This window comes from Luteolibacter algae, from assembly GCF_042683045.1.
Lineage (GTDB): Bacteria > Verrucomicrobiota > Verrucomicrobiia > Verrucomicrobiales > Akkermansiaceae > Luteolibacter > Luteolibacter algae.
Window position 1 is genome coordinate 68,596 of the sequence record NZ_JBHUIT010000008.1, and the last position, 25,193, is coordinate 93,788.

Annotated in this window: 26 protein-coding genes; 20 read left to right on the forward strand and 6 right to left on the reverse strand. The window is 53.9% G+C overall.

What is annotated here, in order from left to right; translation table 11 throughout:
* The first annotated feature begins 51 nt into the window (after positions 1-51).
* The 3 genes from ACFSSA_RS07080 (at position 52) to ACFSSA_RS07090 (ending at position 4,025) form a co-directional block, all read left to right on the forward strand.
* A complete protein-coding gene (locus ACFSSA_RS07080) occupies positions 52-2,091 on the forward strand; it encodes a hypothetical protein (protein ID WP_386819657.1) in 2,040 nt (679 codons plus the stop codon).
* A gap of 80 nt (positions 2,092-2,171) precedes the next feature.
* Positions 2,172-3,428 carry an NADH dehydrogenase (quinone) subunit D gene (gene nuoD / locus ACFSSA_RS07085; protein WP_386819659.1) on the forward strand — a complete coding sequence of 419 codons (1,257 nt, stop codon included), beginning with the start codon at positions 2,172-2,174 and terminating at the stop codon, positions 3,426-3,428.
* Between the two features lie 48 nt (positions 3,429-3,476).
* The gene (locus ACFSSA_RS07090; protein WP_386819661.1) at positions 3,477-4,025 is read left to right on the forward strand and encodes an NADH-quinone oxidoreductase subunit NuoE family protein; all 549 of its coding nucleotides are present in this window, start codon (positions 3,477-3,479) and stop codon (positions 4,023-4,025) included.
* A gap of 66 nt (positions 4,026-4,091) precedes the next feature.
* Here ACFSSA_RS07090 and ACFSSA_RS07095 read toward each other — a convergent pair whose 3' ends face one another.
* From ACFSSA_RS07095 to ACFSSA_RS07105, 3 genes are all read right to left on the reverse strand, one after another.
* A complete protein-coding gene (locus ACFSSA_RS07095) occupies positions 4,092-4,820 on the reverse strand; it encodes an N-acetylmuramoyl-L-alanine amidase (protein WP_386819663.1) in 729 nt (242 codons plus the stop codon).
* A 62-nt stretch (positions 4,821-4,882) separates the two neighbouring features.
* Positions 4,883-5,815 (reverse strand): aminopeptidase, encoded by a 933-nt coding sequence (locus tag ACFSSA_RS07100; protein ID WP_386819665.1) that lies wholly within the window; start codon positions 5,813-5,815, stop codon positions 4,883-4,885.
* A gap of 166 nt (positions 5,816-5,981) precedes the next feature.
* Entirely contained in the window at positions 5,982-6,944 is a 963-nt protein-coding gene (locus tag ACFSSA_RS07105; protein WP_386819667.1) for a phosphoglycerate dehydrogenase, read from the reverse strand.
* Between the two features lie 77 nt (positions 6,945-7,021).
* Between ACFSSA_RS07105 and ACFSSA_RS07110 the strand changes: the two genes are divergently transcribed.
* The 11 genes from ACFSSA_RS07110 to ACFSSA_RS07160 all read left to right on the forward strand — a co-directional run bounded on the left by ACFSSA_RS07110 (position 7,022) and on the right by ACFSSA_RS07160 (position 16,412).
* On the forward strand, positions 7,022-7,918 hold the full coding sequence (locus ACFSSA_RS07110; RefSeq protein ID WP_386819669.1) for a class I SAM-dependent rRNA methyltransferase: 897 nt from the start codon (positions 7,022-7,024) through the stop codon (positions 7,916-7,918).
* 43 nt (positions 7,919-7,961) lie between these two features.
* Positions 7,962-9,251, forward strand: coding sequence for an AI-2E family transporter (locus ACFSSA_RS07115; protein WP_386819671.1), 1,290 nt, complete (start codon positions 7,962-7,964; stop codon positions 9,249-9,251).
* Positions 9,252-9,282: 31 nt separating this feature from the next.
* On the forward strand, positions 9,283-10,362 hold the full coding sequence (gene mnmA / locus ACFSSA_RS07120; RefSeq protein WP_386819673.1) for a tRNA 2-thiouridine(34) synthase MnmA: 1,080 nt from the start codon (positions 9,283-9,285) through the stop codon (positions 10,360-10,362).
* Positions 10,363-10,390: 28 nt separating this feature from the next.
* On the forward strand, positions 10,391-10,906 hold the full coding sequence (locus ACFSSA_RS07125) for a GYF domain-containing protein (RefSeq protein ID WP_386819675.1): 516 nt from the start codon (positions 10,391-10,393) through the stop codon (positions 10,904-10,906).
* 59 nt (positions 10,907-10,965) lie between these two features.
* Entirely contained in the window at positions 10,966-11,460 is a 495-nt protein-coding gene (locus ACFSSA_RS07130; RefSeq protein ID WP_386819677.1) for a CD225/dispanin family protein, read from the forward strand.
* 6 nt (positions 11,461-11,466) lie between these two features.
* The gene (locus tag ACFSSA_RS07135; RefSeq protein ID WP_386819679.1) at positions 11,467-11,847 is read left to right on the forward strand and encodes a DUF2752 domain-containing protein; all 381 of its coding nucleotides are present in this window, start codon (positions 11,467-11,469) and stop codon (positions 11,845-11,847) included.
* 52 nt (positions 11,848-11,899) lie between these two features.
* Positions 11,900-12,646, forward strand: a complete 747-nt coding sequence (locus ACFSSA_RS07140) for a pyridoxine 5'-phosphate synthase (RefSeq protein ID WP_386819681.1) — start codon at positions 11,900-11,902, stop codon at positions 12,644-12,646.
* On the forward strand, positions 12,643-13,032 hold the full coding sequence (gene acpS, locus ACFSSA_RS07145; RefSeq protein WP_386819683.1) for a holo-ACP synthase: 390 nt from the start codon (positions 12,643-12,645) through the stop codon (positions 13,030-13,032). Before ACFSSA_RS07140 ends, acpS begins: the two co-directional genes overlap by 4 nt.
* Before the next feature lie 61 nt (positions 13,033-13,093).
* Positions 13,094-14,095 (forward strand): porphobilinogen synthase, encoded by a 1,002-nt coding sequence (gene hemB, locus ACFSSA_RS07150; protein ID WP_386819685.1) that lies wholly within the window; start codon positions 13,094-13,096, stop codon positions 14,093-14,095.
* A gap of 17 nt (positions 14,096-14,112) precedes the next feature.
* Positions 14,113-15,297, forward strand: coding sequence for an AI-2E family transporter (locus ACFSSA_RS07155; protein ID WP_386819687.1), 1,185 nt, complete (start codon positions 14,113-14,115; stop codon positions 15,295-15,297).
* Positions 15,298-15,299: 2 nt separating this feature from the next.
* Positions 15,300-16,412: a serine hydrolase domain-containing protein gene (locus ACFSSA_RS07160; RefSeq protein ID WP_386819689.1), complete on the forward strand. Its 1,113-nt coding sequence runs from the start codon at positions 15,300-15,302 to the stop codon at positions 16,410-16,412.
* Positions 16,413-16,428: 16 nt separating this feature from the next.
* Here ACFSSA_RS07160 and ACFSSA_RS07165 read toward each other — a convergent pair whose 3' ends face one another.
* Together ACFSSA_RS07165 and uxaC are read right to left on the reverse strand one after the other, a co-directional pair.
* The gene (locus ACFSSA_RS07165; protein WP_386819691.1) at positions 16,429-17,499 is read right to left on the reverse strand and encodes a lactonase family protein; all 1,071 of its coding nucleotides are present in this window, start codon (positions 17,497-17,499) and stop codon (positions 16,429-16,431) included.
* Between the two features lie 39 nt (positions 17,500-17,538).
* Positions 17,539-18,942, reverse strand: coding sequence for a glucuronate isomerase (uxaC, locus tag ACFSSA_RS07170; RefSeq protein ID WP_386819692.1), 1,404 nt, complete (start codon positions 18,940-18,942; stop codon positions 17,539-17,541).
* 227 nt (positions 18,943-19,169) lie between these two features.
* On the opposite strand from uxaC, the gene ACFSSA_RS07175 reads away from it, so the two are divergent.
* The 6 genes from ACFSSA_RS07175 to ACFSSA_RS07200 all read left to right on the forward strand — a co-directional run bounded on the left by ACFSSA_RS07175 (position 19,170) and on the right by ACFSSA_RS07200 (position 24,151).
* Positions 19,170-19,622, forward strand: a complete 453-nt coding sequence (locus ACFSSA_RS07175) for a DUF2383 domain-containing protein (protein ID WP_386819693.1) — start codon at positions 19,170-19,172, stop codon at positions 19,620-19,622.
* Between the two features lie 200 nt (positions 19,623-19,822).
* Positions 19,823-20,527: a hypothetical protein gene (locus ACFSSA_RS07180; RefSeq protein ID WP_386819694.1), complete on the forward strand. Its 705-nt coding sequence runs from the start codon at positions 19,823-19,825 to the stop codon at positions 20,525-20,527.
* A 125-nt stretch (positions 20,528-20,652) separates the two neighbouring features.
* The gene (locus tag ACFSSA_RS07185; protein WP_386819696.1) at positions 20,653-21,765 is read left to right on the forward strand and encodes an MlaE family ABC transporter permease; all 1,113 of its coding nucleotides are present in this window, start codon (positions 20,653-20,655) and stop codon (positions 21,763-21,765) included.
* A 13-nt stretch (positions 21,766-21,778) separates the two neighbouring features.
* Positions 21,779-22,564 (forward strand): ABC transporter ATP-binding protein, encoded by a 786-nt coding sequence (locus ACFSSA_RS07190; protein WP_386819698.1) that lies wholly within the window; start codon positions 21,779-21,781, stop codon positions 22,562-22,564.
* Positions 22,557-23,564: an MlaD family protein gene (locus tag ACFSSA_RS07195; protein WP_386819700.1), complete on the forward strand. Its 1,008-nt coding sequence runs from the start codon at positions 22,557-22,559 to the stop codon at positions 23,562-23,564. The genes ACFSSA_RS07190 and ACFSSA_RS07195 overlap by 8 nt, the downstream gene beginning before the upstream one ends.
* Positions 23,561-24,151 carry a PqiC family protein gene (locus tag ACFSSA_RS07200; RefSeq protein ID WP_386819702.1) on the forward strand — a complete coding sequence of 197 codons (591 nt, stop codon included), beginning with the start codon at positions 23,561-23,563 and terminating at the stop codon, positions 24,149-24,151. The genes ACFSSA_RS07195 and ACFSSA_RS07200 overlap by 4 nt, the downstream gene beginning before the upstream one ends.
* 61 nt (positions 24,152-24,212) lie before the next feature.
* Here ACFSSA_RS07200 and ACFSSA_RS07205 read toward each other — a convergent pair whose 3' ends face one another.
* Positions 24,213-25,166, reverse strand: coding sequence for a ThuA domain-containing protein (locus ACFSSA_RS07205; RefSeq protein WP_386819703.1), 954 nt, complete (start codon positions 25,164-25,166; stop codon positions 24,213-24,215).
* Positions 25,167-25,193 lie beyond the last annotated feature (27 nt).

Genomic DNA, 25,193 nt, shown 5'->3' on the forward strand with positions numbered 1-25,193 from the left:
TGGCTGAAAGAAAACCTTCGCATGCTGAGCCCAGTTAACAATTATTGACCCATGCCTAGCGAACATCCATTCCAAAAGCTTTTCGAAACCTTCGGGAAGCTCCCAGAAGCCCACTCGGAAAATGTGAACAGCGAGGCACGTGCGTCGATGAAAGCCTGGCTGGATGTCGCACTCGAGAAGCCGGGACATTGTATTCTTCTGAAAGCCCCACGTGCCGGCCATGGAAAGACCCACTTGTTAACCCGGCTTCAGCATGAGCTTGGGGGGACCCACGAGTTTATTCCCATCCAGGCTACCGGAGGTAGTCGTATCGATGCGGTGACCGTTCTAGAGGACACCTTACGTCGGCTGGTCCGTGGTCTCCCGGCTGCCGGAGGGCTGACTGTGTTGGACCTGGTGGCCAGACGTCTGTTTTCCTCATCGCTACAACCGTTGGTTCGCTCCGGGGAAGTGCCCTGCCAAGACCGGGAAGGCGCGTTGAACGCCCTCCGCACCCGGCCGATCGAGACTTTTGACTTTCACCATCCAAGTGCGGTGACAGCTCATTGGGCACGGGAAAACTTTGAACTTCTAGGTCCGCGGCTTGCTTTGGAGTTGTCGCAGCGCAACGGACTCTCATTGCGGGAAGTATCTTTTTGGGTGGATGCGATGTTCCGTTTTTCCGCAACCGCGATTGATAATCCGGGGCGTAGCCGTGCACTATCCAGCTCCGTATTTGACGAGCCCGGTTCGGAATCCGTCGCTCATGAGCGTTTGGTGGCCTTGCTGGGTTTGACGACCTCGTTATTGCGGGTGGTTCTGGTATCGGATGAGCTCGAAGGTTTTTCCGCCGATGAATCTGCGGCATTGAAATTTGCCTCCTTTATCGGATCCCTGCGGCAGTCCGTGGAGCGTTTGGAAATCATAATCTCCATTAATCAGGATGTTTGGGAGAGCGCCTTCCTGCCACGGCTTAGCGGGGGACTTGCCGATCGGCTCTCCGAGGTTGAGATCGAGCTCAAAGCTCTCAAAAAGGAAGAGATGCTTGAAATTCTTGAGTCACGCTCACCGGGCTACGGCGAAAGGATCCTGGCAGAAATGGATGGAGGAAATCTCCCGGAACATGCTCGTGGCCTAATCAAGGAAGCCGCCGAAACCTGGGAGAAAGCTTCCTCGAAAGTGTCCGGTCAGAATGACATCCGGGAGCCCGGTGCGAAGCCGGTGGACGTGGAGGCCGAAATTCCAGAGGAAAATGCCGAAGTGCAAGCTTCAAACGGGACTACGTTTGATGATGAGCCTGAGACCAAATCTGTCTTCGCCGCGGGATCCGCTTCTTTTGCCACTCCGCCAATGACCAGCGATTTCATCGCAAAAGGTCATTCGCTTTATGAGAACGCGGCGCCAACACCCGAACAGGCTCCCAAAGAATCGGTGGTCGAGCCTGTTTCACTACCGGATTTCTCCGGAACTTTCCTGAGACCGGCAGTGGCTGGGAAAGAGCCTGAAAGTGCTTCTTTTTCTCCTCAACCGCGCAACTCATCCATCGAAGAAGAATCATTTTCATGGCCGTCACCCGAGATTTCAGAGTCGCGATTCGATATCAGAAACTCTTTTGCAAAGCCGTCTGAAGCAGAAGCTGAACCGGAAAAATCGCAAGAGGAAGGTGCTTCTCAAGCGGTGCCCACCGAATCCGCTTCAAAACCGACAGCTGAGTCACAGCAAGATAAACCGGCGGATCCGATCTCCCATGCAGAGTCATCGGAGCCAGTGTTCCAGGCTGCCGGCTCAGATTATCAGCCAGCCAAAATTATCGAGCCCGGCGAACGGGAGCCGCAAGTTCCACCGGCGCCATCCACACCTCCACCGTTTCAGGCGGCACCTCCGGTTTCAGATCCCCGGCCGGATGCCAACCCGTTCCAGGCCGCTCCGCCGAATCCGGAGCCCAAGGATACGCCACCGCCATTCCAGGCAGCTCCTCCAGCTACGGATTCACCCCCAGAGCAGCCTTTCCAGACCATCGCACCATCTTCAGACGATGACTCCCGGGAACCATCCACCGATCGGGTAGACGATCTTCTCAGACAGTTCCGTGAACGATATGGCAAGGGTTGATACTGAGATTATCTAGAAAAAACTGACAAAGCCCTTGCGATATAGGGCGCTTTAAGTGCTTATTTCCGGCAAGCGAACGTATGAGTATTTCCAAAGAATATGAAGCCCCCGATACCTTGGGGAAGGCCGCCAAGGCAGTTGAGTCCTATCAGGAGGAGACCGATGATTTGGTGGGCGAGCGAATGGTCCTGAATATGGGGCCATCCCATCCGGCAACCCACGGTGTATTGCGCCTGATCCTTGAGCTAGACGGGGAAGTGATTCACTCCGCTGAGCCAGATGTGGGATTCCTTCATCGCGGCGATGAGAAAATCGCGGAGAACATGCACTACAATCAGTTTGTGCCATATACCGACCGTCTCGATTACCTCGCACCTCTCGCCAATAACGTGGCATACGCCTGTGCTGTGGAAAAACTCATGGGTTGGGAATTGCCTCCCCGCGGACAGGCACTGCGTGTGCTTTGCTGCGAGCTTGCCCGTATTTCCGCGCACATGCTGGGAGTAGGGGTTTGCGCCATGGATGTCGGGGCAATGACAGTATTCCTCTATACCTTCACGGAGCGCGAAAAAATTTACAACCTGTGCGAGCAGCTCACTGGAGCGCGTTTCACAACATCCTACACCAGGGTGGGCGGTCAGCTCCGGGATATGCCGCCGGGCTTCGATGCGGCAGTTCGCACTTTCCTTGGCGAATGCGAGGTAACAATCGGAGAAATTTCCAAACTGCTCGATAATAACAAAATTTTCCGGGACCGGATGATGGACGTGGGCGTCATCAGTCGCGAATCCGCGATTTCCTACGGTATGACTGGACCGAACCTTCGCGCTTCGGGAGTGGACCGCGATCTCAGGAAAAACAGCCCCTATCTCGGATACGAGAAATATGAATTTGATGTGCCTATTGCCGATGAGGGCGATTGCTATGCCCGTTATCAAATCCGTATGGAGGAAATGCGTCAGTCGATTTCCATCTGTAGACAGGTGCTGGATTCCATGCCGGAAGGCCCTGTGAACATCGCGGATACCAAGAGTATGCTTCCGAACAAGGAGCGGGTGCTGATGTCCATGGAAGAGCTGATCCATCATTTCATCGTTGCCACACAAGGTATCGAAGCTCCAGCGGGTGAGGTTTATTTCGCTGCGGAAAATCCCAAGGGAGAGCTTGGCTTCTACATTCACTCAAAAGGTGGTGGAGTGCCGAACCGGCTCAAGATCCGCAGTCCTTCCTATTGCAATCTTTCGATTGTCTCGGAATTGCTCAAGGGGCATATGGTTTCCGACATTCCCGCGATTCTTGGCTCCCTTGATTTCGTGATGGGTGAGTGCGATCGCTAACCCGGTAGCTCCCTCAAAAATAACGTTCTTTCTTTCTTCTATTCTGTCATGTCACATCCCGCGTCCGAAGATTCCGCCCCTACACCTCCTTCTTCCTATCCTGCTTTTTCCGTAAGTGCAGAGCTTGAAAGGGAGGCTGATGAGCGTATTTCCCACTACTCGGAGAGCAAGCGTTCCGCTGTTCTTCCCTTGTTACACATCGTTCAGCACAAGTTTGGCTTTATCTCTCCAGAATCGATCGACTGGGTAGCTGGAAAACTGGAGCTGGAACCAATCAAGGTATTGGAAGTAGTCACATTCTATCCCGGCTTTCGCCAGTATTCTCCCGGCAAATATCATATCCGGGTTTGCCGCACACTTTCCTGCGCCATGGGCGGGAGCGGTGAATTGATGGATGATCTGTGCAGGGAATTCGGCATCGACCGCACTTCCGCGGATCCCCACCATCATCCAATCAGTGTCTCACCATGCGGTAAATATTCGGTGGAATTTGCTGAGTGCCTCGCTTCCTGCGGGACAGCGCCTGTGTGCCTCGTGAATGATGATTTCTACGAAGGTGTGGATGTGGAGATGATGAAGAAGGCCTGCCAGGACTAAGAGGACTAAGCCATTTTCAGACCCAAGTTCCGGCAGACTTCCAGCAATTTTCCCGCCCGGGAGAAACTATTCCGGGGCGTCGGTCGGGCGGCTGGGCGGTGCCTTGATAAACGCAGGTCTGGCTCCCGTGCCTGCATCGCCGTGGGCAGACTGTGAGCGAATCGCCGAAGCGATGTTCTCGGCGAGTTTTTGACGATAGGCTGGGGAAGCGATCTTTCGAGCTTCCTGCGCATTGCTGAGATAACCCCCTTCGAGGAGAAGACAGGGGATCCCGGGATTCCGGGTAAGCCGGAGACGACGACGAACCATTTTCCGTGAGCGGCTATCGGAGGCCAACGATTTCATGGCTTTATGGCACCGGACCGCGAGCCCGTGAGAATCGACACGCCAGTAATAAGTTTCCGGACCACTGAGGTGTGATGGTCCTGCATTGAAATGTAGACTGACGAGGATGGCATCCGGGTAGCGATTGGCAAAAGCCACTCGATCGTCCAGGTCGACGAAGCGGTCATTGTCGCGCATCATGACTGTGCGGAAAGATGAGCCAAGCTCTGAGCGAAGGCGTTTTGCTAGATCCAGAGTAAGATCCTTTTCCTTTTGCCCGGTGTGGCGACTTACCGCGCCGGAATCGTGACCTCCATGTCCCGCATCAATGATGACTGTGCGGAATCCTTGTGGGCCGGGGCGGTTTCCCCATTCATCCAATCCGCCATGGGAACTGGAACCTGAGGGGCCGGCCACAGGCGAGCAGCAGGGAAGGATGGCAACGAGCGTAAGCAATAGCAAAGAGCGCATGTGGAATTTCTAAAGGTTCTTGGACAAAGTGAAAGCTTCAAAGGCCGAGCCCGAAGCCAAATTCATTTCAGTTTATCCACGGCTTCAAAAAAGGCTTCGAAATCGCCCTCGTTTTCATCCAAAAGTCTTCGGAATTTCGGAATCTCGCTGTTATAGGTGATCAATGCCAGTAAGTGGGCATTGGTGAGATCTAGCTTGATCCACTCTGCCAACTGCTTGCCACCCCAGCGTTTCTGCAGCGAATCCGCTCGTGCCTTTAGCTCCGCGAGAACCATTCTCTTCTTCCGTCGTTTCTCTGGCTCCGTGTCCCCGGAAGCATATAGCTTTTTGAGTTCTTCGCGGGTTCTGGCAATTTCATCGAAAAATTCCGCTCTTCGTTTCAGGCGTTCTTCATAATCCGCGAGGTCATCCCTCCGGTTCCGGAATTTCAGGTAGCGTCTCACGCCTTCCTCCGCCACTGCTGTTGCGAGTGATTCATTGAAGGTCGTATCACCATTTTTGAAAATACGACGGTGGGTTAATTCGTGGAAAATTGTTTCGGCGAAGTCGATCTCCGGGTAGGTGATAAAGGTATTGAGGAGCGGATCGTGAAACATACCCAGAGTGGAGTAGGCATCGGTGCCGCCCAGGTGGACATCGTATCCCTCGGCTTCGAGCTGCTCGGCGTAGGCTTCCGCAGTGCTTTTTTTGAAGTATCCCCGGTAATCGAGCTCGCCGATGACTGGATATTTCCAGGTCTTTGGTTCCATGGAAAATTCCGGAGCGGCATGAATCACATATACCACGTGATCCCGGCCGAGATCCGCATAGCGGTGATAGGCGGTATCGCCGGGAAGAGCCAAATACTTGCTGGCAAAGTCGCACAACTCCTCGGCAAGTATCAGCTTGTCCTTCAGTTTCCGGGTTGCGGCTGGCGAAGAGATGACTTCCGCGTTGGGTCTTGATTTTTTTAGGATTTCCAGCTGTCCCCGAACTCCCTGGCTGTAAAATTGCAAAGTTTGGCAGCTGGTCAGGAGAAGTAATGGGAATAGAAAGAAGCCGCGCATGCCGATCATGAAGATGCGTGATAAGGACAAAGAAGCAAGCGCTCGAGCGTGCTCTTTGAAACAAAAAGGCCGGACCGGGTATCACTCCCTGGTCCGGCCTTTTTGTGGGAAGTTTTTAGATAACGCCATTCGCGCAATTGGTCTCACCCTCGCCTTTGATGGCGTTGATCAGATTGGTGAGTGACTTCATCGCCTGCCGTGGGACGGATTCAAAAGTGCGGGAGCCGATGTGCGGAGTCACGATGACTTTTGGATGGCGCAGCAGAGGGTGATCGGCGGCTGGCGGCTCTTCATCGAGGACATCGGTTCCATAGCCTGCGAGTTTTCCGGAATCCAGAGCTGCGATTACATCTGCCTGATTGATCAGCTCTCCACGGCCGGTGTTGAGCAACCAGGAATTATCCGGCATGAGGTTGAGGCGGGCAGCATTCACGCACTCGTGGGTATCCGCTGTCAGCTTGGTATGCGGGCTGATGATTTCAGAAGCTTCGAAAAGCGTGTTCAAATCGTGATGACGGGTGATCCGATATTCCTCTGCGATCTCTTCCGGCCAATAGTTGCCGAATGCGTGGACTTCCATGCCGAATGCGGTGGCACGTTTTGCCATTTCCTGGCCAATGCGACCCAAGCCGATGAGACCGATGCGTTTGGCATAAAGCTCATAGCCGGTCTCCCTGGTCCATTTGCCAGCCTTGGTCGCCTTGATCGCCGGATAAAGACCTTTGGTCAGAGCCAGGAGAAGAGCGAAGGTGTGCTCCGCTACCGTGTCATGGTTCACACCCGGGGTGAAAAGGACAGGAATTCCCAGTTCTTTGGTGGCCGGGATGTCCATCTTATCGAGGCCAATGCCGTATTTGGAAATGATCTTGAGCTTGGGGAGGCATTTTTCCAGAACCGCACGGGTGATGGCGTCGTCCCCACAGAGGAATGCGTCAAAACCCTCTTCGGCGAGCTCAAGCATGCGGGCTTCAGAGAGCGGTCCGCGCTCGCGGGTAATATCCCAGCCTTGGGATTCCATGAGTTCGTGGTGTGGGCCGGGAGTGTCTTGATAGCTGCAGGTTGTCAGAAGGACTTTCATCGCGCAAAAGGTGGCAAGACATCGTGAATCAGTAAACAGAGAAGAAAGAAGGAATGGACGTTTTTGGCTGACTGTGGATGATTTTTTTCGTGATCGGGAAATTGTTGGATGGGGCGGTGGCGAAGAGGGCGGAAATTTTGACCGAAGGAACAAACGCGCTGCGCCTGATTGATGGCGCGGGGGATGGCGTGCCTGGATTTGCGTTGGAGGATTATGCGGGAAAATGGATGGCAATGACTCCCGGCAGCGAAATTTCGAACGAGGTCAAGGATTGGTTGAAGGCTTCCGGGAGATCTGTGTATTGGAAGCGGCTTGACCAGCACCAAAAAGACTCGCCGCTTCATCTCTACGGGCCCGAGGTTGGCGGACCCTTCCATATCCTTGAAAACGGGCTGACCTATGAGGTCTCTTTCGAAAGTGGTTATTCACAGGGTATTTTTCTCGATCAAAGGATCAATCGTGCCGAAGTCATGCGCCGGGCCAGCGGCGGGGAGAAGATCCTGAACTTGTTTTCCTACACAGGGGGCTTTTCCGTGGCAGCTGCAAAGGGCGGGGCAGAGGCATCCACGCTTGATCTCTCCGCTGTCTATCTTGAGTGGGCAAAGCGGAATTTCCGCCATAACGGGATGGATGACTCGATGCATCATTTCTGCAAGGGAGATGCGTTTCATTGGTTGAAACGTTTTGCAAAGCAAGGGCGGAAGTTCGATGGGATTGTGATCGATCCACCGACTTTCTCCCGGGATGAAAAAGGTAAGGTCTTCCGGGTGGAAAAGGATTTCGGCGAGTTGGCCGGGCTGGCTGGCAGGGTTTTGGGCAAGGGTGGCTGGATGCTGTGCTGCACGAATTACCGTCGGATGAGCGATCAGGAGTTTGAAAAAATGGTCAAACTACCCGGGCTTTCCGCGAGGCATCAGAAAATGCCGGAAGATTTTTCCGAAGAGAGCTATTTGAAATCCGTGTGGGTGGAGTAAAACTCCGCTAGCTTGTGCACGGTTCTGTAGTAAACCTTCTCTGATGAACCACGAGGAAACAGGAGAGCCGAAGCCGCCGCGTGAGAAAGCAGCACAGCGGCGGATGAGGTGGCCCCGCACTCCCGCGGGGATGAGTATGGTCGGGTTTTCCCAGGTGGGATTGTTCCTAATCGTGGTTTGTTACGTCTTGCATGAGATGAAGGCGGTTCTGCTTCCGCTGGTATTGGCCATTTTGATTTCGCTTGTGCTACAGCCTGTTTATCTGGCACTGCGGAAGATAAAACTTCCACGTTTGATGGCGGCGGCGATGACAATGATCGGTCTGATGGCGGCGCTCGCTTTTGGAGCGTATCAGGCGGTTCTTCCAGCTGCGGATTGGATGAGAAATGTGGACGAAGAGGAGGTGTTGGAACGGGTGCAGGAGGTTTTCCGTCCGATGAAAGTGGTGCAGGCGGAGCTTTCCCAAATCGCGACCAGAGTGGAGAAAGCTGCAACGGTGGAAAAAGTTGTGAAAGCGACACCAGCGGAACGAGAACAATCTGCCGGGGAGTTTCTGGGCAATCCGGATAAAAAATTCCCGGAGGGCAACGGAGCGGAAGGGAAAGTCGTCCCGGAAATCAAGGCCGTGCAAGGTGCGCCGTTTATCGCAAAGGAGAATGGAGCGGCGAGCGACGATGACAATGTTGCGACTGTGGATCCCGTCCAGGTGGAGATCCATGAGGATCCGATGGCGATTTTGCTCGCCGAAATGCGGGATTTCGGGCTCGGGACGGTTTCGTTTCTATTGCTGGTTCTATTTATTCTGGCCTACGGCAGGCGCATCACGAATCAGCTTAATGAAAATGAATTGATGGCGACAATTCTCGGGCGGATGGCGAGTGATGTCTCTCACTACCTGTTCACCATCACGATTATCAATGGAGGGCTTGGGATTTGTATCGGGCTAGCGATGTGGGGCATGGGGATGCCGCGCCCTGTGCTGTGGGGTGTGATGGCGATGGTGTTGAATTTCATCCCTTATCTGGGGGCTGTTTTGGGAACCTTTGTAATATTTCTCGCAGCTGCTGTGAATTTTGAGCAAGCGGGTATGGTTCTCGCGGTGCCGCTGGTATATTTCGGCCTGACTGCGATCGAAGGTAATCTGGTGACACCGACGGTCCTCGGAGGACGGTTCAGGATCAATCCGCTGGTGGTCTTTGTATGGATCTTCGCCTGGGCGGGCTTCTGGGGAGTGGCGGGAATGCTGATCGCGATGCCCGCTTTGGTCATTTTCAAAATCGTCTGTGAGAACACCAGGAAACTGGAGAAATTCCAGCGAGTGCTCAGTGCTTGAAATATCGTCGGCACGGTAGGACATTCGCCGCATGTCGAAGGTGATGGTTGGTTTGTCCGGTGGTGTGGATAGCGCGGTGGCTGCGGCTCTTCTTGTGGAAGAGGGGCACGAAGTCGTGGGCGGTTATATGAAAAACTGGATGAACGAGGAAGGCATCCCGGGGGATTGCCCGTGGGAGCAGGACATCGAGGATGCGCATGCAGTCGCGAGGACTTTGGGTATTGAGTTCCGGGTGATCGATTTGATCGACCAGTATAAACACAAGATCGTGGAGTATCTGGTCAATGGCTATGAGGAAGGGCTGACGCCGAACCCCGATGTCTGGTGCAATCGTGAGATGAAGTTCGGGGTTTTTCTGGATTACGCATTGAGCCAGGGTTTTGAGGCTGTCGGGACGGGGCATTACGCTCGTAGACGGGTGCTGCCGGGCGGGCAGGCGGCGATTTTACGCGGAGCGGATCCGAATAAAGATCAGAGTTACTTCCTTTCCCTCATGACAGCTTTCCAGGTGGAACACGCGCGGTTTCCCACCGGGGAAATGCTCAAACCGGAAGTGCGGGAAGTGGCGAGAAGATTCGATCTACCTGTCGCGGAGAAAAAGGATTCCCAGGGAATTTGCTTTCTGGGGCAGGTGAAAATGAGTGATTTCCTCTCACATTATCTAGAGGACAAACCGGGGGATATCGTGGATCTCGGCGGAAGGGTCATGGGGCAGCACCGCGGTCTACACTTCTATACGATTGGCCAAAGAAAAGGCCATGGAGTCGCTTCTCCAAAGGAGGGGATGGCATATGTGGTAGTGGGCAAGAGAGCGGCGGAGAATCAGTTGGTGATCGGCTGGGACCGGGAGGATACCGAAGGACTATATTCCAGGGAATGTGTGATCGGGAACGTTACCTCCATCAATGAAGACATCACGGTGTTGAAACGGGTGGAAGCCCAACCACGTTACCGGGCAAAGGCAGAGATCGCGCGGGTCGATAAAATGGAGGATGATCGCATAAGCCTCACCTTCGAGAAGCCGCAGCGTGCGGTGGTGGCGGGGCAAATTTGTGCTTTTTATGAGGGTGGACGTCTCCTCGGCGGAGGAGTGGTGGAAGCCGCACGATGACTGAGTTTCTTCAAGACTGATACCGGAGATGAGCACATGGTTTTATGCAAAAGAGGGAAAGCAGTTGGGTCCCGTAACCATCGAAATACTCAAGGGAAAGGCGAATAGCGGTGAAATCCTGAGTGGTGATCTGGTCTGGAAGGATGGGATGAGCGATTGGCTACGGTTCGACCAAGTGCCGGAGCTTTGCAATACCGGTCCGCCGCCACTCCGGGCGGATCCTGCTGGGAATGTTCCATTGCCCCAGCCTCCGGCTTACAGCACTGCGCAATACCCTCAGAAAGTTCCAACATATTTCTGGATGTCGATCGTAGCGATAGGCTTGGGCCTATTTTCTTTTTGTTTTATTGGGCTGCCATTCGCGATTGTTGGGATGGTATATAGCACAAAGGTCGAGCCACTGCGTCTTACAGGCCAAATCCCGGCGGCTGAGAATGCATCCAGACTCGCAAAAATCTGGATGCTGGTCTCCCTCGCTTTTTCGATACTGCCGTGGCTGGTGATGTTAGTATTTTTCTTTTTCGCAGAGGTCTTCCAAAGATGAAGCTTTATTTGTGCTCCGGGATTGACGACTTGTAGCCGGATAGAAATATTCCACCTATCATGTCTTGGTATTACTCAAAGAACGGAACGCAGCTCGGACCCATCGCGGAAGCAGATTTGCGCTCAAAAGCGCTGAGCGGCGAAGTCCAGCCCTCGGATCTGGTCTGGAAAGAGGGAATGCCGGACTGGAAGCCATTGGGGCAAATCGCTGAGTTCCAGAGTATGCAGCCTTCAGTCCCATCAAATGGAATGGGACAGGTTCCCATCCATCAGCCGCCTGCTTATCAGGCGAATCAAATACCTCAGAATATTCCCAATTACCTGTGGCAATCCATCGTAGCTACGGTGCTGTGCTGCATGCCGTTCGGAGTCGTAGCCATCGTCTACGCAGCAAAAGTCGACGGAATGGTCGCTAGAGGTGATATTGCCGGTGCTCATGCCGCATCAAAATCGGCAAAGACCTGGGTAATCGCTGCAGTCGGAAGCTGGGTTGTCATTTTCCTGCTCTATATCATTATGGCCGTGATAGCCGGAGCCTCTCAGGGGTTCAACTGATCTGCCGTGGTATATAAGGGCCGGATACTTGTGCTGATATGTGTGATCCTGGGGCTGGTGCTTGCCGCGTATGCTTTGAGGGAAACCGGCGGCGCTGGCTGGATGCCCGGCTGTTTTTTCCGTAAAGCCACTGGATTTGATTGCCCCGGCTGTGGGATGACACGTGGCACCTATGCGTTTCTCAACGGTAGATTTCTGGAAGGTTTTCTTTTCAATCCTGTGGGGATAGTCCTGCTCCCGCTCGGAATGATCGGGGTGGGGTTGGAGGTGATCGGCTGGGCCCGGGGGAAGCCCCTTCCTGTGCGCTTGAGCCCGGGAAGATGGGGGGCGGGGATCATTGCGGGAATCGTTATCACATGGTGGATAGCTCGCAATATTTGGTGGTGACGAAGCATGCCTTGGGACTTGCGGGTGGCAGGGCATACGATAAGCTCCAGCCATGAGTCTTCTGCTTGGAGTAAATATTGATCACGTTGCCACGCTGCGTCAGGCGCGGTATGCGCTTTTGCCGGAGTCTCCGAATGCGGAGCCGAGTGTCGTGGAGGCTGCGCTGGAGGCAAAAGCCGGAGGCGCGGACTCGATCACGGTGCATGTTCGCGGAGATAGGAGACATATGCAGGATGCCGATGTTTTCAGGGTGAAGGAGGCTGTCGATTTACCGCTGAATCTTGAGCTGGGAATCACGGATGAGATGCTTGATCTGGCACTGCGGCTGAAGCCTGAATTCGCGTGCTTGGTGCCGGAAACCCGGGAGGAAGTGACCACCGAGGGTGGCTTGGATGTTACCGCGCTTTTTGGGACAGTCAGGGAGGCGGTGAATCGCCTGAAAAGTGCTGGGATCAAGGTAAGCTTGTTCATCGATCCTGTGCCGGAGCATATCGAAGCTGCGGCACGTATGGGAGCGAATATGATCGAGCTGCATACCGGCGCTTTTGCCAATGCTGAGGACCCGGCGGAAGAGATCGAGCGTCTCGCCGCCGGTGCACGTCTTGGCCACGGCTTGGGCCTACAGGTCAACGCTGGCCACGGGATCAATTACCGGAATCTTCCGCAACTATTCACTGTTCCCCATCTCGCGGAGCTGAATATCGGTCATACGATTGTTTCGCGTGCGATGACTGTGGGCATGCGTCAGGCAGTTGCGGAAATGCTGGAAGGAATGAAGGGTTATCGCTCCTCGCAATGATGATCTACGGTATCGGAATTGATGTGGTGGAAGTCGACAGAATCGAAGCCGCAATAGAAAAGCAGGGGGAGTTGTTCCTCAGAAAACTGTTCACGCAGAAGGAGCAGGAATACTGTTCCCGACAAAAGCGGCCGGCGCTGCATTTCGCCGCACGCTTCGCGGCCAAGGAAGCCGTTTCCAAAGCATTGGGGACAGGGATCGGAGGTCAGGCGGGGTGGCTGGAGATAGAAGTGATTCGTGGCGAATCCGGTGCGCCCACGATGTTTTTCCATGGAAACGCCGCTGACTTTCTCACCGCGGAGGGAATCGCGAGTGTTCAGGTAAGCCTCAGCCATGCCCGGGATTATGCGGCTGCGAATGCTGTGGCCATCCGGAATCCTGTATAAACTCTCTCTCCGGGGAGGGAAGCGGGTTGCAAACCGAAACTGTATATTCGAGTCTGTGCCTATGGAAATGATGATTCGTGGCAGACGCAACAGACGCAGTGGTGCAATCCGTGGATTGGTGAGGGAGAATCGGCTAGCCGTGGAGGATTTGATCCTGCCGGTATTTTTCCATGATGATGCTAATCCGGTGGAAATCAGCTCCATGCCTGGCTGCACCCGGTGGTCGGTGGCAGGACTGGTCGCCGAAGTCTTAGCTGTCTATGAAATGGGTGTTCGCGCTGTTGTGCTTTTCCCAAAAATCGAGGATTCGCTGAAGAGTGCCGATGCCGCGGAGTGTGCGAATGATGAAGGATTGGTCCCACGGGTGATCCGGGAATTGAAGGAGGCTTGCCCCGGGCTGTGTGTGATCACGGATGTGGCGCTTGATCCATACAATTCCGACGGGCATGACGGGCTTGTGGTGCGGGGCAGCGATGGTGGCCTGAAAATACTCAATGACGAGACTGTGGAGGTCCTGTGCAGGCAGGCTCTCTGCCATGCCCGTGCCGGCGCGGATATCGTTGCCCCATCCGATATGATGGATGGCCGGGTCGGGGCAATCCGTATGGCGCTGGATGAGGCCGGTTTTTCCGACGTGGGCATCATGGCCTACACCGCGAAGTATGCCTCCGCCTACTACGGGCCCTTCCGCGGAGCCTTGGATTCCGCACCGAAAGAGGGGGATAAAAAAACTTATCAGATGGATCCGGGCAATATCCGGGAAGCCGTCCGGGAGCTATTGTTGGATGAGGAGGAGGGCGCCGATATCGTCATGGTGAAACCTGCCGGTCCCTATCTGGATGTGATCGCCCGCCTTCGTGACGAAACCACCCTGCCGATGGCTGCTTATCAGGTCAGTGGAGAGTATCTGATGATCAAGGCCGCTTGTGCCGGCGGATGGCTGGATGAAAAAGCGGTGGTGATGGAGAGCTTGCTCGGAATCAAACGTGCCGGGGCGGACATGATTCTCACATATTTTGCAAAAGATGTAGCGCGATGGCTAAGCGAAGGCACGTTTAGGTAATCCTGAATCAGCGGTCCATGCAGCATCCATCGAATACCAAAACCGGAATTGAAAAATGGCTGGGGCTTGCCGCGCTGGTGATGCTGGCGCTGCTTTGTTATTTCGTGATCAGACCCTTCGCCCAGGCGTTGATGTGGGCTCTGGTTTTGAGTTTCGTCCTCTATCCGGTGCAGCGGAAATTCGTGAAGTGGTTCTGCGGTAAGCACGGATGGGCGGCGCTTACGGTGACTTTACTCGCCGTGTTATTGGTCGTCGCCCCGATTACCTTGATCGGGCTGAGTCTGGTAGATGACGGCAAAAAGCTCGCTGTGGAAGCGAAGGAGCAAGTCCTCAATGCGCCCGAGGAAGCCCCTGCATGGTTGAGCGGGATCCCGTTTCTGGGGAATGATCTTTCCGCTTACTGGCATGATTTCATCGTTAATCGACGCGAGTGGACCAATCGCGAAAAAGCTCAGAAGGCGGCCGAAGAGGAAAATGAAGACACGAATGAAGCCGTCGAAGGGGAGGCGGCAACAGGCGACAAGGAAAGTGGCCTGAACACCATGCTGGATGAGGGTGTGGACTCTCTCCGGAAGTTTGTGATGTGGATGGGTATGGTTCTGGGCAAGGGAGTGGTGCAGATTACCATCAGTCTGTTTCTCGTATTCTTCATATTGAGAGATGCGGAAAAGCTGGGCTCGCGCTTGAAAGTGGCGGTGAGTCGCATCGCCGGAGAGCGTGGGCGCAGGCTGATGAACGTCGCGGGGCAGACTGTCAAAGGAGTCGTCTACGGATATTTGGGAACTTCTACCGCCCAGGCAATTTTAGCCGGAATAGGCTTCCTTATAGCAGGTATCCCCGGTGCCGTGCTGCTTGGCACATTAACCTTTTTCCTAGCTGTCATCCCTGTTGGCCCTCCTTTGATCTGGGGCGGCGCATCCGTATGGCTTTTCATGCAGGGAAAAACTGGATGGACGGTTTTCATGGTGATCTGGGGATTTTTTGCCATCAGCAGCGTGGATAATGTTCTGCGGCCTTTTCTGGTAAGCCAAGGCAACAAAATGCCTTTCGCCCTGATGTTTTTGGGAATGATCGGAGGAGCGGTCGCATTTGGCCTAATCGGGGTGTTCCTCGGTCCTACTTTGCTCGCCGTAGCTTTCCGGTTGGTCGATGAATGGACCGGCGCACGGCAGCAAGCCCAGCTGGAAAACGGAAAAGAGTGATCATGGACACCGCGGACTTGAAGGAATATTTTGAAGGGAGCTTTACCTCCAGAGGAGAAATCGGCGCTGCAGTGAGTGTCTGGAAGAATGGGGAGGAACTAGTGGATCTATCCGGTGGTTATAGCGACCGAGCAAAGGAAAATCTCTGGAACTCTCATACATTGGCCCCGGTTTATTCCGCGACGAAAGGTCCCGCTGCAGCTACGTTGTTACACGTTCTCTCCTTGCGTGGACTGGATTTGGATACCTGGGTGAGTGAAATCTGGAGCGGCTTCCCGCTGGATAGCGCCACGTTCGGGGAGCTCCTTTCCCATCAATGTGGTTTGGCGGCAATGTCCTCGGTAGCGAGCGTTTTCGATCACAGGGAAGTGATCTCTGCGCTGGAAGATACCGAGCCGGAATGGCAGCCGGGCGAGGGCCATGGATATCATCCCAGAACGTATGGTTTTCTGCTGGATGACTGCGTGAGACGTCTTGCCGGACGTTCACTTGGAGAAGTCTGGAACGAGGATCTTGCCCGTCCACTCGGGCTGGATTTCTGGATAGGCCTGCCGGAATCGGAATGGGGGAGAGTGGCGACCCTGGTTCCCGGGAGAGCGAAGCCCGGCGCTTTCGAGGAAGGGTTCTACGCTGCTTTCAACCAGCCTGGAAGTTTGACAAGGAGAGCATTTTCCTCCCCCAAAGGCCTGCACGCGATTTCCGAAATGAATGAGCCGAAAGCTTGGTCGGCCGCGCTTCCCGCAATGGGGGGAGTGGGTAGCGCTCGTGCGTTGGCAAAGTTCTACCAAGCTGCCATCGGCGCGATAGAGAGCCCGCTCTCCGGAGAAGTTCTGCGCTCATTGGGGCAGCTGCAGATCTCGGGCGAGGACAAAGTTCTTCTCCGCGAAACCGCCTTTACCGCCGGATGCCAAAAAGATCCGGTGGATGGAAACGGCAACAAGAAACGGAAGCTCTACGGTGAGTCCATTGCAGCCTTCGGGCATCCCGGAGCGGGTGGGAGCCACGCTTTCGGAGATCCCGATAGCGGGGTTTCATTCGGCTATGTGATGAACCAAATGGAACTCAGCGTCATGCCGGGTGAACGATGCCTCGGATTGGTGGAGAGGATCGGCTAAACCCGTCGGGAAAATCTCAACGGAAAAGCAAGCAGATCGGGCGCGGTGCTTTGACAGTGTTTTTCGGCTCGCCGAGTTTCCCGGTTTTTTCGTCAATGCCAAGAACGGAAATGGTATCGCTGTCCTGGTGTCCGCAGAGCAGCCATTTTCCCGAAGGATCGATCTTGAAATGACGGGGGATTTTCCCTCCGCATGGCGCATGCTGGACGAAGGTCAGCTTGCCGCTTTCCTGATCGCGCTTGAATACTGCAATGGAGTCATGGCCTCTGTTTGACGCATAGACAAAATCCCCGCCCGGATGAACTTCGATTTCCGCGGTAGTGTTCCTCTCGGTGAAGCCGTCAGGTAGAGTCGGGATCGTTTGGATCTCTTTGAAAGAGCCCGAGGCGGCATCGTATTCGGCCACCAGGATGGAGTTGTTGATTTCGTTGAGAACGTAGGCGTGCTTCTCGTCTGCGGAAAATGTCATGTGCCGGGGACCTGCACCGGGTGCGGTCTTGAGCGATGACGGTTGGTTTTCCTCGATCTTGGATGTCGCTGGGTCGAACTTATAGATCAGCACCTGGTCGGTTCCCAGGTCGGGTGCCAGGAGAAAGCGGTTTGCGTTATCAAAATAGACACCATGTGCGTGAGCTGCTTTCTGGCGTTGCGGATGAGCGCCGGAACCGGAGATTTTTTTCAGGGAAACGATTTCTCCCGGTTTTCCATCCGCATCAATCCGGATCGTGGTAAACGATCCATCGCCATAGTTCGCAAGAGCAACCGTCCTGCCGGATGCGTCGATTGCAAGATGGCAGGGATTCACTCCACCGGCATCCGCCTCCCCGAGAAATTCCAACGTATTGCCATCGTCTATCGTAAAGCCCGCCACTTTGTTGTCACCGCCGACAGCGTATAAAATCGGCTTCTCCGGATGAAACGCGAGGAAGCCCGGGGATTTATACTCGGCGATCCGTTCGGGCGCGGTAAGCACGCCATTTGTGGCATCGAAATCTGAGAGGTAAATTCCGTCGGCACTGGTTCCGATAAAAACCGGCTGTGCCTGGATGAATACGGTGCTAAGCAGAAGCGCTGAAATGGATTTCATGGGTTTTGATACTTGTCAGGAAATAGGGTTCTTTCGGCATCAGACATTGAAGCCGAAATGTCTGTTGGCATTGTGGAATGAGATATCGGCGATGAGTTTGGAAAGGATTTCAAAATCATCGGGCAACTCTCCTTTTTCGGCTTCACCGCCGATGAGATTGCAGAGGATCCTGCGGAAATACTCGTGACGTGGAAAGGAAAGGAACGAGCGGGAATCTGTCAGCATCCCGACGAAGCGGGAAAGCAAGCCGGTATTGGATAGTGCGTTGAGCTGCATCTCCATACCTTCCTTCTGGTCTAGGAACCACCATCCGGAGCCGAACTGGATTTTCCCTGGAACCGTGCCGTCCTGGAAGGCTCCGGTCATTGCCGCGAAGAGATAGTTATCGCGCGGATTCAAGTTGTAGAGAACCATTTTCGGCAGGGACTCACGGGAGGCGAGCGCGTCGAGAAAAGTGTAGAGGGCCTTGCCTTGCTGGGTATCGCCCATGGTATCGAATCCTGCATCCGGACCGACTTTTTTGAACATGAGCGAGTTCGTGTTGCGGACTGGCGCGAGGTGCAGTTGCTTCGTCCAGCCGCGAGCCGCGTCCAGTTGCCCCGAAAAAACGAGCAGGTAGAAGGAAAAGCGCTCCTTATCGTCTTCCGATGCGGCGAACCCGGCACGGGCACGATCGAAAATGTTTGCTGCCTCCGCATCGCTGCAAGGTAGGGCCGGGCAGCGATCCAGACCATGATCCGAAAGACGGGCGCCGGCTGCGTGGAAGTCATCGTGACGTTTTTTCAGAGCCTCCAGAAGATCTGATAAACTCCCAATGGATATGTCCGCGGCTTTTTCCAGCTTGTCGATCCATGGATTAAGAAGATCCGGACGATCCACTTGAAATGCTTTGTCCGGCCGGTAGGTCGGAACGACTTTGGTAGCAATCCCCGATGCCGCAACCGCAAGGTGATCGTCGAGGGAATCCGCCGGATCATCGGTGGTGCCCACGACTCTTACGTCGAATTTTTTAAGCAAGCCATGGGTGGAAAAATCAGCCTCGGCGAGCTTTGCGTTCGTTTTCTCCCAGATCTCATCCGCTGTCTCCGGTGTCAGAAGTGTGTGGATACCGAAGTAGCGCTGAAGCTCCATGTGAACCCAGTGATGCATCGGATTGCGGAGTGTGTAGGGGACGGTTTCGGCAAATGCCTGAAACTTTTCCCGCGGCGGTGCGTTGCCCGTGATGAGCTCTTCGGCAATGCCATTGGCACGCAACAACCGCCACTTGTAGTGGTCATGCTTCAACCACAAATCCGCAATATTGTCCCAGCGGTGATTTGTAGCGATTTCATCCGCTGGAAGGTGGCAGTGATAGTCGATGATTGGTTGGGCCGCCGCGACTTCATGGAAAAGTCTGCGTGCGGTATCTGAGTAAAGAAGGAAATTTTCGTCGAGGTAGCCCATGGCGGGCGGATTTCAGCCTGATTCAGTTATAAGGGAAAGGAAGAAACAGAGGAAATGTCCTTCATTAAGCGGCATTGCAATTAGCAGAAACCTAACTGGATACCTATGCATATTGAATGGCCCGTAATTAGGAAATCCTTGTATCCAAAGGGTTGAAGGCGCTGGCACTGGATCTGCGATGTAAAGAATTTCGATTAAACCCGATTCTTGAAAAACAACTTACCAATATGAATAACAGCACGATCAACGAAAAATGTATTAAGGTTTGCAATAGTCTGCTCCGTGGCGAGCTATCCGCCGTGGAAACCTATGGAAAAGCCATTGTGAAGTTTCCGGGAACTCCTGTCACCGCAGAGCTGACAAGAATTCAGTCGGAGCATCGGCAGTCCGCGAACCGTCTCACACAGAATATCCGTGAGATGGGCGGGGAGCCAGACACGGACTCCGGCGCGTGGGGAGCCTTCGCGAAAGCGGTCCAATCGGCAGCGAACCTTTTTGGCGCGGAGTCCGCCATTGAGTCTCTGCAAAATGGCGAGGAACATGGCAGAAACGACTATGAGGATGCGCTTAAAAACGATGACGTAATGGCCGAATGTAAAACAATGATCCGCAGCGAACTTCTGCCGCGCACCCAGAGCCACATTGCGACTCTTGAGCGTCTGGAAGACGTCGTAGACTAATCTCCGGGATTGTCGAACTCATGGTATTGGCCTCGCCGGTGTGAATCGGCGGGGCTGATGTCAGTATAGCCAGCGGGTAGGAATACCTGCTGGCCTTTCTGTTTATATGCATCTTCCGTTAGGTGTTCGATAGAGTATACACAATATAGAAGGTCAAAATAAAAATTGACTTATCTTAACTATCTCGCTGTCTTGAATTTATGACTAGTCCCGAGGATTTAGACAAGTTGTTCGATGCCGCCCTCCGGGGGCAAAAGGCACCAAGCCGATTCGGGACCCCAGAAGAACAGCTACGGCAAAGCCCGGTTCCAAGGCAATCCGAGAAGGGGAAAGAGATCAATGTCCCGGTGGAAAAGATTCCGGAGGACCAAGCCATTCCAGTTCAGCCGGTATTGAATCATCCGGAGCCGGAAAGAGGGACAAGTTTCTCGTTTCCCGCTCAGGCGCTTAGCTCGGTGGATCATACCATTAGTGCGGAATTGGGTGAGCTGCTGGATGAAAAGGTGACTCGTGAAAAACGTAGACGCCGCAATGGATTTTTGGTCGGTGTAGCTCTTCTGCTGGGACTGTGCGGAGGGTCCTATGCATGGTTTGTCCAATCTCCGGAGCGTGTGACCGCGCTTGAGAATGCAGTGAGTGAAGCAAAATCGGCAGGAGATATCCGGGGCCTTGTGGCAGATTATCAGAAGTCTTTGGATAAGGTTGCAGAACGTGGGACACAAATCGATGAGGCGGCTTCCGCAATGGGAGTAGATCCATCGGACACGGCGGGGCATGCCGATCCCGGATTCGATCATGAAATGCGGGAAATGATGAGCGGGGCGGGAGGTCCGACGCCTGCGGACCGATCTTCCAAGCTCCAGAGAAAATTCGATCCATCCTTGAAAACAGGGGAATTGAGGTAATTCTTTCGATTACGGAGTATCCAGTATCATCTTTTTCCTACTGGAATTTTTACCGACTGGAAGTATGCTGACGAGACCAAGAAAAGGGATGTTTCATTCCTCTCTCCGGCATCCGCTTCCCAAGAATGAATCAAGAGTCGACAGAACCACCAAAGGCCATCTGGGAAGAAGACGGCGGGAAGTTGGTTCTTAGGCTTTCCGGAAACTGGCTGAGGGGAAATCGGCAGGAGATCACAGGTGACAGTCGGCAGGGTTGGCCGGATGTTTTCGATACCGGGAAGCTTGGAAAATTTGATTCCACGCTGCCGGCCTATTTGCTCAAACACTTGCGTGAAATGCGGCCCGAAGATCCGGGATTGGAGGGACTGCCAAACGATTTACGCGGGCTGATGGAGCTGGCTCTGAAAGTCCCGGAAAGGAGTGAGGCGAAATCTTCCGAAAAAGAGCCAAACGGATTATCCTTGCTGGGCCTTCGCTCAACGGCGGCATGGACATCGCTGGAATCCGTATTGGAATTCATCGGTGACACCGTTCTTTCCACGGCGAGGTTTTTCACCGGCCGGGCGAAGTTCCGCTCGGAGGATTTCCTCCTGGCCGTCCAGGAATGCGGGGCAGGGGCTCTGCCGATTGTCTCTCTCATCAGCTTTCTCATCGGGATGATTCTCGCATTCGTCGGTAATGTGCAGCTGGCCGATTTCGGCGCGAGCCTTTATGTGGCGGATCTCGTCGGGATAGCCATGGTGCGTGAGATGGGGGTGATGATGACTGCTATTATAATGAGCGGCAGGACTGGCGCTGCTTTCGCTGCCCATATCGGTAGTATGAATGCCAACCAGGAGATTGATGCGTTGAAAACTTTTGGCTTCAATCCGTTTGATTTCCTCGTGCTTCCCAGGGTGTTCGCGCTCGTTCTGATGATGCCGATTCTGACCATTTATTCCAATGCCGTTGGCATACTCGGAGGGATGCTCGTCGGTGCGGGGGTGGGGATTCCTCCTTCATTGTTTTTTGCCGAAATGCTCACAACCGTCGATCTAACACAGGCTTCGCTGGGGGTCTTCAAAAGTGTGTTTTTCGGAGCCGCCATTGCGATAGCCGGTTGTTTGCAGGGGATGAGATCCGGCAATTCATCCGCCGCAGTCGGTCAAGCTACGACTCGTGCCGTAGTTGCGTCAATTACGGCGATCATCATATTGGACTCCGGCTTCGCTGTGCTTTTCACAATTCTTGGTATATAAACAACCCGCGAGCATGGAACATCACGAAACAAAACCGAAGATTGCCGTCCGAGACCTGACGATGGCGTTCGGCTCATTCGTGGTCATGAAGGATCTGAACTTCGATGTCAGGGAAAAGGACATTTTCGTGATCATGGGAGGAAGCGGTTGTGGAAAGAGCACCTTGTTGCGGCATATGATCGGGCTGAAAGAGCCTGCCAAGGGCTCGATCTCATACGATGGGGAAAATTTCACCTCGTCCGCAGCGGAGGAGCGCTTGAAATTTATCCGAAGATTCGGCGTGATGTATCAATCGGGGGCGTTGTGGTCGTCCATGACGCTTGCGGAAAATATCTCGATGCCGATCGAGGAGCATACGGATCTCAAGCGCGCGGAGATCAAGGATCTCGCCTACTACAAGCTGGCATTGGTGGGACTCTCAGGCTACGAGGATTACTATCCGGCACAAGTGAGCGGCGGCATGAGCAAACGGGCAGGCATCGCCAGAGCGATGGCGCTGGATCCGGAGGTGATGTTTCTCGATGAACCGGGAGCCGGGCTGGATCCTCTCAGCTCGCAGCGTCTCGATGAGCTGATCCTGCGTCTGCGCGATTCATTGGGATCGACGTTTGTGATCGTGACCCACGAGCTGGCCAGTATTTTCGCTATCGCGAATAATTCAATTTTTCTTGATACCAATACCCGGACCCAAGGGGCAACCGGTGATCCGAAAGAGCTGCGTGATCATTCGGATAACGATACGGTAAGACTTTTCCTGAAACGCGGTGAAACCATAGAACAAGACGAATCCCATGAGTAAAAAAGCGAGCTCGACCATGATAGGTCTCTTCACACTGCTTGGCATATTGATCGGCGGAGCCGCCTTGGTTGTCCTCGGAGCCGGAAAATATTTCGAAAAGACCCATAAGATTTCACTCTATTTCGATAAAAGCGTGTATGGATTGCAGGTTGGCTCGGATGTTCGTTTTGGTGGTGTGCGGATCGGCCGCGTGGACTCGATCAATGTGATTATCGACACGATGGAAAACCGCAAAATCATTCCCGTGGTGGTGGAGCTGACGGCAAAGGAATTGCAAAACATCTCCGGCGGCCAGGAAGGTATGCTGGATTTTTCTTCGAAAGAAGGGGTCAAGGTGGCGGTGAAACAAGGATTGCGCGCCGGGATGAAGCAGCAAAGCCTCGTGACAGGACAGCTTTACATCGAGTTCGATATCGTGCCCGGGGCTCCGGGTTTTACTTACCAGCCAACGAAGGAGAGCGAGTATCCTGTAGTCCCTACGATCCCCACGGAGATCGATGAATTGATCTCTGGAATTACCGACGGCCTCAAGAAAATCAATGATTTGGACATCGATGGCCTGTTGACGGAAATGCGGGATGTTCTCAAAGGGGCGAACAAACAAATCGCGGAGCTGGACCTCAAAAAAATCAATGACAACCTGACCGGGATCACTGCGGATGTGAGGAATTTTACCAGTGACGAGAGGCTGTCCAGCTCGCTGGAAAATCTGGATGGGGCCCTGAAGGAAATTAACGAGATCAGCGCGAAGGCAAACGAAAACCTGAACCCATTGATCGCGCAAATCAACGAGCTCACAGAAACGACCAACCGCAGCTTGGCCAGAATAGAGACGGCCGCGGAGGAGCTTTCACGGGTGAGCGATCCACGCTCACCCATGTTGCTGAATTTTCAGAATCTGCTTCATGAAACGGAGACTACTTCCCGTGCGCTGCGTGAGCTCACCAATGACCTGAAGCGCAATCCGAACAGCCTGCTAAGAGGAAAAAACAACGAATGAAAACTTACCTGCTACTATTGATCCCGCTGTGTTTTTCCGGTTGCACCCTGCTGAAGCCAGTGGAAGACGATCCCGTGCGCCATCTCTTGGAGAGCTCAGTTTCTGGAAAAACAGCCACCGGCTCAGCGCCTGCTGTGGCAATCGCCCGTCCTTCTCTTCCTCCTTATCTGGAGCGCGTGGAGCTCGTGACGAGAACTGGCGATGGAAGGCTGCAGGTTCATGAGAAAGAGCTTTGGTCGGAGCCGCTTGATGCGGGAATCGCCCGTGTGATCGCGGATAATCTCCGGAGGCTCACTGGCTCGACAAACGTTCAGCCCACGGCCAATTTCATCACCCGCGACTATACGGATCTTGTGGAAATCAGGATTGAACGATTCGACCCGCTGCCCGATGGCTCGCTGGTGCTGGAGTGCACCTGGAAGGTTCAACCGATCAATGGAGGAGATGCCTCACCAAAGCCATTTAAAACGATTGTTCCAATCCAGGCTGGCAAGGCGGAAGGCCTCAATGTCGGGATGAGCGGACGGATCGTGGCGATGAATGAAGCGCTCGCCAGACTATCCCGCACGATTTCGAAGTCCCTCTAGAGCACAAAAAAGCACGAGCCTGAAGGCAGGCTCGTGCAACGAAAAGCTTCAATGGACAGAATTACTGTGTGGCGGCTTCTTTCTTTTTTGCCTTTTTCTTTTTCGCGGGATTCGGGGCCTTTTTTTTCTCAACGAATTTCGGATTGGTCATCGCTCCGGGCGCGACTTCCGAAATGTTGGGTGTGATATCTGCATCCACTTCGCCGGTAGTCCATTTGATAGCCCCAACCAGCATGTTCTGGAATGTCTCGTTGGTCCAGATGTCATCGCGATGGCCCATCGCCGTGTAATACACACGTCCTTTCCCTTCTGCGCGTGCCCACGTGGTCGGGAATTCCGGGCGGTCATACATCGGGCCTTTCATGGATGGTGAATCAATAACCGTCAGGCAGTGTAGATCCTCACGGAAGTCTTTGAGGGAATACCATTCTTCCATAAGGGTGAAGCTATCACCGGCTTTTTCGAAACCCGGGAATTTATTGTCGATCACCTTGTTGGTCACTTTTTGTTGGGCGCCGTGGACGATGAATTCGCCGCCAATCATGCAGATATACGGATCGGCGTGCTCGCCATGGTTTTTGTATCTGTCTTCTCCCTTCTGCGACTCGTTTGCGGTGTGGAAAGTATCCGTGGCGCAGTGCAGGCCGATAAAGCCATTGCCGTCTTTCACATAGTCGAGAAGCGCCTGTTTGCCCTCGGCGGTCATCGCTGGCTGTTTGTCTGTCCCTTCCTGCGTCAGATCGCCGGTGGTATAGAAAATAACCGAGTCAAACTCCGCAAGATACTCCGGAGTGAACTTCGAGCCATCTTTTGAAAACTCGAACTCCCATCCTTCTTTTTCCCCAATCTCAAGGAAGATTTTTTCGGCAAAGCTGGGCTGTCCTTCTTTCCAGGAAATCACCGAGTGCTCAAAACCGCTGGACTTGGTGAAAAAGAGAAGCTTGTGAGGCGCTGCCTGCACTGGGGAGCTGAGAGTCGCGCAGGCAGCCAAGAGGGCAAATATGGATTTATTCATCCCCGGAATGCTAGTGAAGCATAGTGA

Bases quoted from the DNA above. Each gene is read 5' to 3' on its own strand.
- hemB (WP_386819685.1), top strand. From the start codon at position 13,094: ATGGAAATGATGATTCGTGGCAGACGCAACAGACGCAGTGGTGCAATC.
- ACFSSA_RS07200 (WP_386819702.1), top strand. From the start codon at position 23,561: ATGAAAACTTACCTGCTACTATTGATCCCGCTGTGTTTTTCCGGTTGC.
- ACFSSA_RS07080 (WP_386819657.1), top strand. From the start codon at position 52: ATGCCTAGCGAACATCCATTCCAAAAGCTTTTCGAAACCTTCGGGAAG.
- ACFSSA_RS07140 (WP_386819681.1), top strand. From the start codon at position 11,900: ATGAGTCTTCTGCTTGGAGTAAATATTGATCACGTTGCCACGCTGCGT.
- ACFSSA_RS07130 (WP_386819677.1), top strand. From the start codon at position 10,966: ATGTCTTGGTATTACTCAAAGAACGGAACGCAGCTCGGACCCATCGCG.
- ACFSSA_RS07195 (WP_386819700.1), top strand. From the start codon at position 22,557: ATGAGTAAAAAAGCGAGCTCGACCATGATAGGTCTCTTCACACTGCTT.
- ACFSSA_RS07125 (WP_386819675.1), top strand. From the start codon at position 10,391: ATGAGCACATGGTTTTATGCAAAAGAGGGAAAGCAGTTGGGTCCCGTA.
- acpS (WP_386819683.1), top strand. From the start codon at position 12,643: ATGATGATCTACGGTATCGGAATTGATGTGGTGGAAGTCGACAGAATC.
- ACFSSA_RS07160 (WP_386819689.1), top strand. From the start codon at position 15,300: ATGGACACCGCGGACTTGAAGGAATATTTTGAAGGGAGCTTTACCTCC.
- ACFSSA_RS07110 (WP_386819669.1), top strand. From the start codon at position 7,022: ATGATTTTTTTCGTGATCGGGAAATTGTTGGATGGGGCGGTGGCGAAG.
- ACFSSA_RS07165 (WP_386819691.1), bottom strand. From the start codon at position 17,499: ATGAAATCCATTTCAGCGCTTCTGCTTAGCACCGTATTCATCCAGGCA.
- ACFSSA_RS07175 (WP_386819693.1), top strand. From the start codon at position 19,170: ATGAATAACAGCACGATCAACGAAAAATGTATTAAGGTTTGCAATAGT.
- ACFSSA_RS07205 (WP_386819703.1), bottom strand. From the start codon at position 25,166: ATGAATAAATCCATATTTGCCCTCTTGGCTGCCTGCGCGACTCTCAGC.
- ACFSSA_RS07090 (WP_386819661.1), top strand. From the start codon at position 3,477: ATGTCACATCCCGCGTCCGAAGATTCCGCCCCTACACCTCCTTCTTCC.
- nuoD (WP_386819659.1), top strand. From the start codon at position 2,172: ATGAGTATTTCCAAAGAATATGAAGCCCCCGATACCTTGGGGAAGGCC.
- ACFSSA_RS07190 (WP_386819698.1), top strand. From the start codon at position 21,779: ATGGAACATCACGAAACAAAACCGAAGATTGCCGTCCGAGACCTGACG.
- uxaC (WP_386819692.1), bottom strand. From the start codon at position 18,942: ATGGGCTACCTCGACGAAAATTTCCTTCTTTACTCAGATACCGCACGC.
- ACFSSA_RS07115 (WP_386819671.1), top strand. From the start codon at position 7,962: ATGAACCACGAGGAAACAGGAGAGCCGAAGCCGCCGCGTGAGAAAGCA.
- ACFSSA_RS07180 (WP_386819694.1), top strand. From the start codon at position 19,823: ATGACTAGTCCCGAGGATTTAGACAAGTTGTTCGATGCCGCCCTCCGG.
- ACFSSA_RS07095 (WP_386819663.1), bottom strand. From the start codon at position 4,820: ATGCGCTCTTTGCTATTGCTTACGCTCGTTGCCATCCTTCCCTGCTGC.
- ACFSSA_RS07185 (WP_386819696.1), top strand. From the start codon at position 20,653: ATGAATCAAGAGTCGACAGAACCACCAAAGGCCATCTGGGAAGAAGAC.
- ACFSSA_RS07155 (WP_386819687.1), top strand. From the start codon at position 14,113: ATGCAGCATCCATCGAATACCAAAACCGGAATTGAAAAATGGCTGGGG.
- ACFSSA_RS07105 (WP_386819667.1), bottom strand. From the start codon at position 6,944: ATGAAAGTCCTTCTGACAACCTGCAGCTATCAAGACACTCCCGGCCCA.
- mnmA (WP_386819673.1), top strand. From the start codon at position 9,283: ATGTCGAAGGTGATGGTTGGTTTGTCCGGTGGTGTGGATAGCGCGGTG.